10 protein-coding genes are annotated in these 12372 nt (G+C 65.1%); 5 read left to right on the top strand and 5 right to left on the bottom strand.

What is annotated here, in order from left to right; all coding sequences use genetic code 11:
• Positions 1 to 61: 61 nt before the first annotated feature.
• Positions 62 to 1840: an ATP-dependent endonuclease gene (locus EV647_RS15825; RefSeq protein ID WP_134003388.1), complete on the bottom strand. Its 1779-nt coding sequence runs from the start codon at positions 1838 to 1840 to the stop codon at positions 62 to 64.
• Between the two features lie 386 nt (positions 1841 to 2226).
• Between EV647_RS15825 and EV647_RS15820 the strand changes: the two genes are divergently transcribed.
• The 5 genes from EV647_RS15820 to EV647_RS15800 all read left to right on the top strand — a co-directional run bounded on the left by EV647_RS15820 (position 2227) and on the right by EV647_RS15800 (position 7336).
• The gene (locus tag EV647_RS15820; protein ID WP_134003386.1) at positions 2227 to 2823 is read left to right on the top strand and encodes a hypothetical protein; all 597 of its coding nucleotides are present in this window, start codon (positions 2227 to 2229) and stop codon (positions 2821 to 2823) included.
• Positions 2824 to 3473: 650 nt separating this feature from the next.
• On the top strand, positions 3474 to 3776 hold the full coding sequence (locus tag EV647_RS15815; RefSeq protein WP_202871073.1) for a metal-sensitive transcriptional regulator: 303 nt from the start codon (positions 3474 to 3476) through the stop codon (positions 3774 to 3776).
• 98 nt (positions 3777 to 3874) lie between these two features.
• On the top strand, positions 3875 to 4096 hold the full coding sequence (locus EV647_RS15810) for a heavy-metal-associated domain-containing protein (protein ID WP_134003384.1): 222 nt from the start codon (positions 3875 to 3877) through the stop codon (positions 4094 to 4096).
• Positions 4093 to 5091 (top strand): hypothetical protein, encoded by a 999-nt coding sequence (locus EV647_RS15805; protein ID WP_134003382.1) that lies wholly within the window; start codon positions 4093 to 4095, stop codon positions 5089 to 5091. The genes EV647_RS15810 and EV647_RS15805 overlap by 4 nt, the downstream gene beginning before the upstream one ends.
• A 16-nt stretch (positions 5092 to 5107) precedes the next feature.
• Positions 5108 to 7336, top strand: coding sequence for a cation-translocating P-type ATPase (locus tag EV647_RS15800; protein ID WP_134003380.1), 2229 nt, complete (start codon positions 5108 to 5110; stop codon positions 7334 to 7336).
• A 37-nt stretch (positions 7337 to 7373) separates the two neighbouring features.
• On the opposite strand, the gene EV647_RS15795 is transcribed toward EV647_RS15800, so the two are convergent.
• The 4 genes from EV647_RS15795 to EV647_RS15780 are packed head-to-tail and all read right to left on the bottom strand — an operon-like array spanning position 7374 to position 12351.
• Complete coding sequence (locus EV647_RS15795) at positions 7374 to 8915, bottom strand: alpha-amylase family glycosyl hydrolase (RefSeq protein WP_134003378.1); 1542 nt, start codon at positions 8913 to 8915, stop codon at positions 7374 to 7376.
• Between the two features lie 9 nt (positions 8916 to 8924).
• A complete protein-coding gene (locus EV647_RS15790) occupies positions 8925 to 9794 on the bottom strand; it encodes a carbohydrate ABC transporter permease (RefSeq protein ID WP_134003376.1) in 870 nt (289 codons plus the stop codon).
• On the bottom strand, positions 9791 to 10990 hold the full coding sequence (locus EV647_RS15785) for a carbohydrate ABC transporter permease (RefSeq protein WP_238177233.1): 1200 nt from the start codon (positions 10988 to 10990) through the stop codon (positions 9791 to 9793). Before EV647_RS15785 ends, EV647_RS15790 begins: the two co-directional genes overlap by 4 nt.
• On the bottom strand, positions 10990 to 12351 hold the full coding sequence (locus EV647_RS15780; protein ID WP_134003374.1) for an ABC transporter substrate-binding protein: 1362 nt from the start codon (positions 12349 to 12351) through the stop codon (positions 10990 to 10992). The genes EV647_RS15785 and EV647_RS15780 overlap by 1 nt, the downstream gene beginning before the upstream one ends.
• Positions 12352 to 12372 lie beyond the last annotated feature (21 nt).

The following is a 12372-nucleotide window of genomic DNA, read 5'->3' as shown; positions in this document are numbered from 1 at the left end:
CCGGTCAGGTCGGCATGTAAGACGTGATTCCCCGCCTTGCCGACCTGGCCGCACCACCCTCTCATTCGACCGCGTCAGATCTACCGCCTGTCAGGTCAAAGTAGCCGCACAGCGCCGCCATAAATTCCATCAGCGCCGGGGGCATCTCAATCAATCGTCCGCTCTCAAGTGCTGCGGTAACATACGCCTCCCCGTGAGACGCTTCCACGTCTGGATACCAACTCTCAAGCTCTCCGGTCGGGACAACGAATACACCGACAGTCGCGAGATAGGCGAGGATGTTTGATGCCGCATTGTATTCTGCACCTTGGAGGAACGAAATCCCCGCCCGCTTCATAATCTTCCAGCCGGAGCGGAGGCGAACAGCATCCTTAATTTGGTTGATCTCCGGTTCAGTCAACGGACTGTCGGGGCTGCGGCTGTTGACGATGCCATTCGTCGCATCCTTCACCTTCCGAACAGTCGGCGGCGCATTTTCCCCCAAGACGCCTCGCATCACGACCGACAGATCTGCCTCGATCATGCCAAAATCGCCGTCCGCCGCTTCCACCAACGAGCGCACCGTATCGGTGTTATTCAAGATATCTATGTCGGCGATGACCGCTGTCTTTATGTGGAGTGGTCGCACGCGCTGCAACGCTTTCGCGAGACGCCCCTTCCCGCCAACGTGCGTCAGCACCAAGTCGTGGGCGACTTCCTGACCGAGATACTGGTCAATCCCTGCAGCGTAGAACCGGCAATCATTGTCTGCCTCACAGATGACCATTCCATTGTGAAACAGGCCGTCAAGCATCCGCGAATACCGCATCAACGGGTCCGACCACAACGTCGCAACCCGTTCTGGTGGCAGGGTGTGAGCTCTGCGGTTGGATACCCCTTCTTCCAGATCCAGCGATAAGCGGATGACTGCCACCTCACGCTGTCCGGCACCATCCAGGAGGCCCTCAAGGAAGTCAGAGCTGTGCGTGGCAACGACCAGTTGGCCACCTGCCTCGGGTTGTTCAGCTAGATAGCGGCCGAGCAGTTTGGCCTGCGGCGGATGCAGGAACGCCTCCGGTTCATCGATCAACGTGATGTATGGTCCGCCCGAAAGCGCCGCGACGAGCAAGCCGACAAAACATCGGATACCGTCTCCTTGCTGGTGGACTGGGGTTAGAGCAGTGTATTCAGAAATCAACTCCGGACTCGGAGGCGGGACCATGTCCGCAATGGTTGGCTCCCCCATCAGCAGACTAAGCAGTTGATGGCGATACCGATTTATCGACACAGGAAATCCGAATGCACTCCTGATCAACCTCGACAACTTCTCCTGAAGTTCGCGAGAGTCTTCGATGAAGTGAAGCGGATCGGTTGGTGACTGACCTGGCTCGCGGGTTTCGACGTCCTTCAAGAGACGCCCTCGGTCTAATGCCTGTAGGTGCTGCGAAAAATGCTTTGCTATCTCCCCAAGGGGGTAGTGAGGCGGCTCTTCCCAAGCCAACTTAAACTGTTCGAGCTTGAAGCCCCGTTCATTTGAGATTGGACTATGGGCGGGCAGTAGCATCCTCGTTGGCGGAACACTGGCGCTCACAACGCGAGCATTCTCCTCAAAATAGGCCGTTACGTCGCCAGCCTTCAACAAATCAGCCCGCGTGATCCATTTGGCACCACCCAAGCCACCCGCGACATGTATCTGCAAGACGTTGTACATTTCTTGAAGGAATAACGACTTCCCTGCGTTGTTTGGTCCAACGATCGCCACAATGCCTTGTGATGGAAGATCGATACTCTCGCCATCGTTCGGCGTATCGTCAACATCATCGTTAGTCAGGTGCAGTCGTTCAATGCCAATTTGGATCATGTTTCTCACTTTAATAAGGCGGAGGCCGATCGGGCCTTGTAGATCTACCCCCGGGCGAATCGTGCCGTCCAATCTGCCCGGACGATTGTTGACACCGGGGCAGGCATAAAGCTTCTACCGATCGGCATTGGCATACAAGGGGCTGCGCAGCAGCGCCGATGGAGCCGACATCCGTTCCTGCGCTGATGTTGTCCCAACTGTCTCCCTGTCCCAGTTGCGGCCCTGACCTGCATGGATGCCTGGGACAGCGCTGAAGGTCGCGTGTCTCATCTGTCCCCACCTTCAGCCTCTCTGGCCTCTGACGATGTCGAGTTCTCGCCTCATCTCGGCGTTAGCGATACGGTCCGCTGAGCAGGCGGACAGCCGCTAGGACTTGGGGGACGAGGATGGGTCTGTTCGAGCGCCAGGAGGCTCGCAAGCGCGACCACGGCAAGTGGTTTGACGCCAAGGTTGCGCTGGTAGCGGGGTTGGGTGGGTCGCTGATCGGTGCGGTAGTGGTCCTGGCGGGGATTCTCGTCACCCATGTGGACGTCAACCAGCAGCAAAGCGTGGCGGTGGAGGAAGATCACTCTGCAGAGGCTCGTGACAAGCGGTCTCAGATCTATCCGGCTTATCTGCATGCGGCTGCGGCGTACCGCGATGCGACGCACAGCACCTGGCTAGCGGTCCAGCTTCGGCAACAGACGGGTGCTCCATATGCCACCCTCTACCCCACCCTGAAGACGTTCGAAGAGGCTCGCAGGTCGTACCAAGACCAGCGGACACTCCTCGCGATGTATGGCAGCGATCGAGCCTGGACAGCGCAGAGAGACATGGCGGCATCACTGCTACCGGCTTATGGAAAAGTCAAAGTCGAGGCCGATGCGGACTACGACAGGTTCGATCGGGGTTATCGCGCCTTCTTGGGCGAGTTCTGCAAGGACGTGAATCCGGAGATTGAGCCGGACTGTCGGCAGGCACAGGCTGTTGTTCCCGGACGCTAGGCCAACCCGCCCCGAGTGTTTCAGGGTCTGGAGGGTGGCTGGAACACGGGGGCGCGTGTGATCAGACGCGGGCACGATACGGGCACAGACAGCCATAGACACCCGTGGTTTGCCGGACACCGTCAGCAATAGTCGGACACGTTGATTCCGCGTGAGTGTGAGTGTTTCCGCCGGTCACGGCGCAGTTCGTAGATCGTGCGGGCGGAGGGTGTGGGATTCGAACGCACGATGACGGTCACCCGCCATACCGGTTTTCAAAGCCGGACGGCTTGCAGACCAGAAGCCGTCTAACCCGGATTCAACTCCGGCGCGGAGAGCACCTGGGCGGGACCCGTCACCACGGCCATTTCCACGCAGCACTGCACCAAGTAGTCGCTGCGAGCGCTAGCTCGCCACCCCGGCGCTAGCCGGGCACTGCCGGCGGCAGCCGGCGGGCGGGTGGGAGCGGGCGTGGGGCAGACCACCTCCACCTCCCGGCACCTCAACCTCCACCCCCGGCACTCCCACCTTCATTCGGTGCCTCTGCCCCCTCTTCGGTATATACCCCCGGCCGGTATTGGTGGGGGACTTGCGTTCTATACCCATAGGGGGTAACTTCTGGGGCGTGCAGATACCCCGGAGGGGTAGCTGAGGCGAGAAGAGGACGCGAGATGGCCAGCGATGAGGGACATGTGCACGGATACACCGCGGAGAAGAGCAGTCATCTGAAGCGGTTGCGGCGGATCGAGGGGCAGGTCCGCGGCCTGCAGCGGATGGTCGAGGAGGACAAGTACTGCATCGACATCCTGACCCAGGTGTCGGCGGCCACGAAGGCGTTGCAGTCGTTCTCGCTGGAGTTGCTCGACGAGCACCTCTCGCACTGCGTGGTCGAGGCCGCGCAGAAGGGCGGGCCCGAGGCCGACGAGAAGGTCCGCGAGGCCTCCGACGCGATCGCCCGCCTCGTCCGAAGCTGAACCATCTTCGTCCTGCTGAACCATTCGTCCAGCTGAACCACCTTCGTCCAGCTGAAGCATCTCCAGCGATCACCCCGTTTCGAGCAAGGAGCATCGATATGAGCACCACTACGACGTACTCCGTCTCCGGTATGACCTGCGCCCACTGCACTTCGGCTGTCACCGAGGAGCTGAGCAAGCTCGTCGGTGTCCAGGACGTGAAGATCGACCTCGTCGCGGGTGGCACCTCCGCGGTGCACGTGACGAGTGAGTCCGCTCTCGACGAGGCCGCCGTCCGCGACGCCGTCGACGAGGCGGGCTACGAACTGGCGGCGTCGTGAGCCGGGCCGTCGCGCTCCGGCTCGGCGCGTTCGCCGGTGCGGTGGTGCTGGCCTTCGGGGCGGCGTACGGCATCGGCTCCGCGATCGATCCGATCGCGGCGGCCGACGAAACCTCCGCGGCACCGGCCCACGGAGAGGAGATGGGTGGCATGGAGCAGACTGCAGGCACCTCGGAGCACGGTGGACACGAGTCGGCCGGGCAACTGCCCGGACTGGCGGTGTCCGACGCGGGCTACACGTTCGCGCCGGCGAAGACGTTCTTCACCAGCGGCACGCAGACCGAGTTGCGCTTCACGATCCAAGGACCGGACGGCAGACCGGTCACGAAGTACACGAAGACCCACGAGAAGGACCTGCACCTGATCGTGGTCCGCCGGGATCTGTCCGGGTTCCACCACGTGCACCCCACGCTGGCGGCGGACGGGACGTGGACCATCCCGTTCACGTTCACTGCCGGCGGGACCTGGCGGCTGTACGCCGACTTCCAGCCGGCGGGCCACGACAGCACGATCACCCTCGGCACGGATGTGAACGTCACCGGTCTGTACGTCCCGGTCCCGGTCGCCGAACCGGCGAGCGTCTACAGCTTCGACGGGTACGACGTGACACTGCAGGGCACCCCGATCGCCGGTAAGGAGTCGGAGCTGACGTTCACGATCAGCCGGGGCGGCAAGCCCGTCACCGACCTGCAGCCGTACCTCGGCGCCTTCGGGCACCTGGTCTCGCTACGCAGCGGGGACCTCGCCTACCTCCACACCCATCCGGCGCAGGAAGCGACGGCGGGGATGAAGGGCGGGCCGGGGATCACGTTCGCCACGACCTTCCCGACCGCCAGTACGTACAGCCTGTTCCTGGACTTCCAGCACGCGGGCAAGGTCCACACCGCCGAGTTCACCGTGAAGGTGAGCTCCACCGGGACCGCGATCGTCCCGCCGACCGCCCTACCGACTGCTACGACAACCCCCGGGCACGCCGAAACGCCCCACGGCCACTGAGAGGAGGCACATCATCATGACCAGCACCGAGCCCGGTCAGTCCGTCGAACTCATCATCGGTGGTATGACGTGCGCCTCGTGCGCCGCCCGGGTGGAGAAGAAGCTGAACCGGATGGACGGCGTCACCGCGACCGTCAACTACGCCACCGAGAAGGCGAAGGTGACGTACGCGGATGGCATCTCCACCGACGACCTGGTCGCCACGGTCGAGAAGACCGGGTACACCGCGAGTCTTCCGACGCCGGCGGTCGAACCGTCGGCGGAGGAGCCGGACGAGCTGAAACCCCTGCGGGAGCGGCTGATCGCGAGCATCGTGCTCGCGGTCCCGGTGATCGCGTTCGGGATGATCCCGGCGCTGCAGTTCGAGTCGTGGCAGTGGGCGTCGCTGACGCTGGCGTTCCCGGTGGTGACGTGGGCGGCGTGGCCGTTCCACAAGGCCGCCTGGACGAACCTGCGGCACGGCGCCGCCACCATGGACACGCTCATCTCGCTGGGCGTGGTGAGCGCGTTCCTGTGGTCGCTGTACGCCCTGTTCCTCGGCTCGGCCGGTGAGCCCGGGATGAAGATGCCGTTCACGTTGATCCCGTCCCGCGGGAGTGGCGCGGAGGAGATCTACCTCGAGGTCGCGGCCGGCGTCACGACGTTCATCCTGGCCGGCCGGTACTTCGAGGCTCGGGCGAAGCGCCGCTCGGGGGCCGCGTTGCGCGCCCTGCTCGAGCTCGGAGCGAAGGACGTCGCCGTCCTGCGCAACGGGACCGAGACCCGCATCCCGGCCGACCAGCTCGTCGTGGGTGACGAGTTCGTCGTCCGGCCGGGCGAGAAGATCGCCACAGACGGCGCGGTCGTAACCGGCAGCAGCGCGGTCGACGCGTCGATGCTGACCGGCGAGTCCGTGCCGGTCGAGGTGGCTCCCGGCGACGCGGTCGTTGGTGCCACCGTCAATGCGGGTGGCCGGCTGGTGGTGCGGGCGACTCGCGTCGGTTCGGACACGCAGCTGGCGCAGATGGCGCGGCTGGTCGAGGACGCCCAGAACGGGAAGGCCGCCGTACAGCGGCTGGCCGACAAGGTGTCCGGGATCTTCGTGCCGATCGTGATCGGGCTGGCGCTGGCAACGCTAGGTTTCTGGCTGGGCAACGGTTCGCCGCTGGAGGTCGCGTTCACGGCCGCGGTCGCCGTACTGATCATCGCTTGCCCGTGTGCCTTGGGTCTGGCCACGCCGACCGCGTTGATGGTCGGGACGGGCCGGGGCGCTCAGCTGGGCATCCTGATCAAGGGTCCGGAGGTGCTCGAGTCCACGCGGCGGGTCGACACCGTCGTACTGGACAAGACGGGAACTGTCACCACGGGCCGGATGGAATTGGTCGACGTACTGCTTGCTCCGGATCAGGACCGGGCCGAGGTACTGCGGTTGGCCGGGGCGCTCGAGCACTCGAGCGAGCACCCGATCGCGCAGGCCGTGGCGCGGGCCGCCTCGGAGGCGGGGAAGCTGCCGGAGGTCGAGGACTTCGGGAACGTCGAAGGCCTTGGTGTGCAGGGGATCGTCGACGGGCACGCTGTACTCGTCGGCCGGACGAAGTTGCTGGAGGAGTGGAGCCAGTACCTGCCGGAGGAGCTCGCGCATGCGAAGGAGCACGCCGAGGCCGAGGGCAGTACGGCGGTCGCAGTCGGCTGGGACGGGCAGGCGCGGGCTGTGCTGGTCGTCGCGGACACGGTGAAGCCCACGTCCGTGGAGGCGATCGTTCAGCTGAAGTCTTTGGGCCTGCGGCCGGTGCTGCTGACCGGGGACAACGAAGCCGTGGCGATGAAGGTCGCCGCCGAGGTCGGGATCGACGAGGTGATCGCCGAGGTCTTGCCGGCCGGCAAGGTCGACGCGGTGAAGAAGCTGCAGGACGAGGGTCGCGTGGTCGCGATGGTCGGAGACGGCGTCAACGACGCGGCCGCCCTTGCTCAGGCTGATCTCGGGCTGAGCATGGGTACGGGCACCGATGTGGCGATCGAGGCAAGTGACCTGACGCTGGTGCGCGGCGATCTGCGCGCGGCCGCGGACGCCATCCGGCTGTCCCGCAGCACGCTCCGCACGATCAAGGGCAACCTGTTCTGGGCTTTCGCCTACAACGTGGCGGCCCTTCCGCTGGCAGCTGCCGGGTTGCTGAACCCCATGCTCGCGGGTGCTGCGATGGCGTTCAGCTCAGTGTTCGTGGTGTCCAACAGCCTGCGACTGCGGAGATTCCGTCCGCTCAGCTGAGAAGTGGGGGCCTTGTCCGAGGCCCCCACTTTCTTGTTCACCGGACCCAGGCGGTGGCGTCCGGTGGGAGCGCGCCGTTGTCCAAGGGGATGCTGCTCAGCAGGACCTTCTCGTGGGGAGGGATGGGTACGGCGATGTGGCTCAGGTTGGTGATGCAGGTGAGGTTCTCGCGCTGGAATGTGAGGACGTCGGGCGGTGAGTCGAGCCAGGTCAGTGCGCCGTCGCCCAGGAGGGTGCGGCGGAGGTGAAGGCCGGTGCGGTAGAGGGTGAGCATCGAGTTCTGGTCGTCGTACTGGGACTCGACAGTGAGGTTCTTCCAGTCACGTGGTTGCGGGAGCCACGGCGTACCGCTGCCGAAACCGAACGGCGGCTCCTTGCCGGACCACGGTAGGGGCACACGGCAACCATCTCGGCCGCGGTCGGCGCCCTTCGAGCGGGTGAAGATCGGGTCCTGCAGCAGCTCGTCGGGCAGATCCTCCACTTCGGGCAGCCCGAGTTCCTCGCCCTGGTAGACGTACAGACCACCCGGCAGCGCCATCGCCAACAGGGCCGCCGCCCGCGCGCGACGTTCGCCGAGCACGAGATCGGTCCGCATCCCGTGCTTGCGGTCCTGGTGCGAGAAGGACGTGTCCGCGCGCCCGTACTTCGTGACCGGTCGCGTGACGTCATGGTTCGACAGGACCCAGGTCGGCGGTGCGCCGATCGGGACATGGGTGGACAGCGTGAGGTCGATCGACGCCTTCAGTTCCGCGGCTTCCCAAGGGCGGGACAGGAAGTCGAAGTTGAACGCGGTCTGCATCTCGTCCGGTCGCAGGTACAGCGCGAACCGTTCCTGGTCCGGCATCCACATCTCACCGACGAAGAACCGGTCGTCATAGGAGTCGGAGATCCGCCGCCAGCCGCGATACACCTCGTGCACCTCGTCGTGGTCGGTGTACGACTCCTCGGCACTGTCCAGGTCCTTGAACAGTACGGCGGCGCTGTCGATCCGGATCCCGTCGACGCCGCGGTCCAGCCAGAACCGGAGGATGTCGTGGAACTCCTCGACGACCTCGGGGTTGCGCCAGTTGAAGTCGGGCTGCTCCGGGGCGAACAGGTGCAGGTACCACTCGCCGTCCTCGACCTGCGACCAGGCCGGTCCGTTGAAGATCGACTGCCAGTCGTTGGGTGGCCCGTCACCCCGGCCCGGCCGGAACAGGAACCGCTCACGCTCGGGGGATCCTGGACCGGCCCGCAGCGCCTGAACGAACCAGTCCTGTTGGTTCGACCCATGATTCGGCACGATGTCGATGATCGTCCGGATGTTCAGGGCGTGCGCCTCCGCGATGTACGCCTCCGCCTCGGCGAGGGTGCCGAACGCCGGGTCGATCGCGCGGTAGTCGGCGACGTCGTACCCGCCGTCGGCCATCGGTGACGGGTACCACGGGTTCAGCCAGATCGCGTCGATCCCGAGCTCCGCCAGGTACGGCAGCTTCGCGCACAGACCGGCGAGGTCGCCGATGCCGTCGTCGTTGCCGTCCGCGAAACTCCGCAGGTACACCTGGTAGATCGCAGCTCCACGCCACCATTCGTCGGCCATCGAATCTCCCTAACCTTTCAGGCTTCCGGCCGTCAGCCCGGCCATGATGCTGCGCTGGAACACGAAAAACACGAGGATCGTCGGCAGGCTGGCGATCACCAGCGACGCGATCAGGACGTTCTGCGGCATCTGGGCCGACAGCGACGCGATGCCGACGCTGATCGACATCTTGTCCGTCTCCGGCAGCACCAGCAGCGGCCAGACGAAGTCCTTCCAGACCGTGACCACGGACAGGATCGACACCACCCCGATGATCGGCCGCGACACCGGCAGCACGATCGACCAGAGGATCCGCAGCGGTGACGCGCCGTCGATCTCGGCCGCTTCGAGCAGCTCCTTCGGGATCGAGTCGAAGAACCGCTTGAGCAGGAACACGAAGAACCCGTTCGCTGCCGCCGGCAACCAGATCGCCCAGGGCGTGTTCAGCAGGTCGACGTGCAGGATCGGAAGGTCCTTCGCCACCAGGTACGTCGGCAGCAGCAGGACCATCGGCGGGATCATCAACGTCGCCAGCATCGCGCCGAGCACGAGCTTGCCGAGAACGGGCCGCAGTTTCGACAGCGCGTACGCCGCCGACACGTCGACTGCCAGCGTGAACAGCCACGCGCCACCGGCGTACACGGCAGTGTTCTTGAGGAACACGCTCAGCTGGAGCTGGTCCCAGGCCTCTTTGTAGACGCTGAAGTCGACCGACTTCGGGAAGAAGCTGGGTGGGATCTGCGCGAGTTCGTCCGGCGACTTGAGCGCGCCGCTCACCATCCAGTAGAAGGGGAAGACGAATGCGCCGGTGAAGCCGACGATTGTGATCGTCAGGATCGTCCAGTACATGATCCGGCCGTGCGGCGTGCGGAGTGCGAGGGGTGACACCAGGGTTCTCATCGCTCGGCCTCATCGCGGGACACGCGCAGGTAGATCGTGGAGAAGACCAGTAGGACGATCATCAGCATCAGACCGAGAGCGGAGCCGCCGCCGAAGTCACCGAAGTTGAACGCGTACTGGTACATCAGGTAGGCGACCGTGACGGTCGCGTTCTCCGGGCCGCCGCCGGTCAGCAGGTACGGCTCGATGAAGACCTGCATCGTGGCGACGACCTGCAGGAGCAGCATCACCAGCAGGATCAACTTGGTCTGCGGGATCGTCACGTGCCAGACCCGCTTGAACAGGCCCGCTCCGTCGAGCTCGGCCGACTCGTACAGCTCGCCGGGGATGCTCTGCAAGGCGGCGAGGTAGATCAGCGTCCCGGTGCCGAGGTTCATCCACGTCGACACGATCACCAGGCTGACGAGCGCCGTACTCGTCGAGTCCAGCCAGCTCAACGGCGGAAGATGCACCGCGTCGAGCGCTTGGTTGAACAGGCCGGCTCCGGGGTCGTAGAACCACTTGAACAGCAGTACGGCGACCGCTGGTGGGAGCATCACGGGCAGGTAGACGACGAAGCGCAGGTACGCCTTCGCGTGCTTCAGCTCGTTGAGCACCACGGCGAGCACGAACGGTACGGCGTACCCGATCACCAGTGCGAGCCCGCTGAACGCCGCAGTGTTCAGCCACGCGGACCGGAACGCCGGGTCCGCGATCACCGCGCGGAAGTTGTCGAACCCGACCCACTCGCCTGGGTCGACGAAGTTGTTCTGCTGGAAGCTCAGCACGATCTCCCGGATCATCGGATACCAGGAGAACAACGCGAAACAGATCAGGGCGGCGCACAGGAACCCGTACGCCGTGAGGTTTCGCCCCACTGCCCTCCGCAGCGCACCCGTGCCGTCGGGGAGGAGCAGATCATCAGAGCCGTTCGACTCCCTCGGCAGCGGCCCGCGGCCGCCAGGCCGACCCGCCGCCCCGCGGCGCCGCCCACCGCTCGGCGGCTTCTCGTCTCCCCCACCACCCGCCGCTCCACGGCGTCCGCCACCGCTCGGCGCCTGCACTTCGACCGCCGTCTCGTCTCCCCCACCACCCGCCGCTCCACGGCGTCTCCCACCGCTCGGCGCCTGCACTTCGACCGCCGTCTCGTCTCCCCCACCACCCGCCGTCCCCGCGGAGCGGGGACGGCGGGTGTTTGTTGTGATGTCGTCGACCATCAGGTGTTCTTCGCCAGGATCTTGTTGGCCTTGGACTCCGCGTCGCTCAGCAGCTTGTCGATGTCGGCGTCCTTGCGGGTCAGCACCGCGGACATCGCCACGTCGAGCACGGCGTACAGCTCCTGCGCCTTCGGGGGTTCGAGCTTGTTGGTGATGCCGCCCTGCGCCTCGACGTACGGCGTGAAGTTGTCGACCGGGACCGTCGCGTACTGCTTGCGCAGCGCGTTGATCTCGTTGCCCGGGTCACTGTCGCCGTACAGGTCCGGGATCGGCAGCCCGACCGGGCGGCCCTGCGCCTTCGACCGCGCGTAGTTGAACTGGCCCTGGCCAGGCGTCAGCTCGTGGAACTCGAGCCACAGCAGGCCCGCCTTGATCTTCTCCGGCGACGCCTTCGGGTTGAACATGTACCCGTCGCCGCCACTCAGCGACGAGTTCCCGTTCGACTCCGGTACGGCGGTGACGCCGTAGTCGTCGAACTTGCCCTTGAAGTCGTTGTTCACCGATTGCACGACGTCCGGCGCACCGATCATCATGCCGAGCTTGCCGCCGCCCATCATGCGCATCAGGTCCTCCCACTGCAGCAGCTGCTTGCTGCCCATGGAGTTGTCGTCCCAGCGCATCTTCTTCAGGTTCTCGAGGACCGCCTTGCCTTCGTCGCTCTTGAACGCGGCGGTCTTCCCGTCGTCGCTGACCATTGACCCGCCGCGTGCGTACAGCTCCGCGGCGAAGTGCCAGCCGCCGGTGTTGCCGGCCGAGTACTCACCGAAGCCGACGTACCCCGGACCGAGCGCGGCGATCTTCTTGGCGGCCGCGCGGACCTCCTCCCAGGTCTTGGGCGGGTTGGCCGGGTCGAGACCGGCCTGGGTGAACAGCTTCCGGTTGTAGACCAGGCCCATGTTGTAGTTGTTCCGCGGCAGGCCGTACGTCTTGTCGCCGTCCTTGAAGACGCTCATCACGTCCTTGCGCAGGTCGTTCACCGGCTTCACGCTGCCGACGTACTGGCTGATGTCCGCGGCCTGCTTCTTCTCGATGATCTTCCGGACGTCGGTGTAGTAGACGTAGAAGACGTCTTCCTGCGTCCCGCCGGCCAGCTTCGCCTGGAAGGTGTCCGGGTTGATGCAGGGGAACGCGTCCTTGCCCTCGACCGTGATGTTCGGGTGCGCCTTCTGGAACGCGGCGACATCGGCCTCCCAGGCCTCGCGTTCCTTCGGGTTGCTCTTCGGCGGCTCGCAGCCGACCGTGATCGTGACCGGACCGTCGGCCGCCCCCGCCGATTTCTTGTCGTCCGATCCGCAGGACGCGGCCACCAGCCCGAGTCCCATCACCAACAGCAGGCTGAGCCCGCGGCGCGTTGTGGTCATCTCCACCCTCTCCCTTTCCTG

The organism is Kribbella sp. VKM Ac-2566 (assembly GCF_004366005.1).
Lineage (GTDB): Bacteria > Actinomycetota > Actinomycetes > Propionibacteriales > Kribbellaceae > Kribbella > Kribbella pratensis.
The sequence above is the reverse complement of the archived record's forward strand: the minus strand, read 5'-3'. Positions and strand labels throughout refer to the sequence as shown.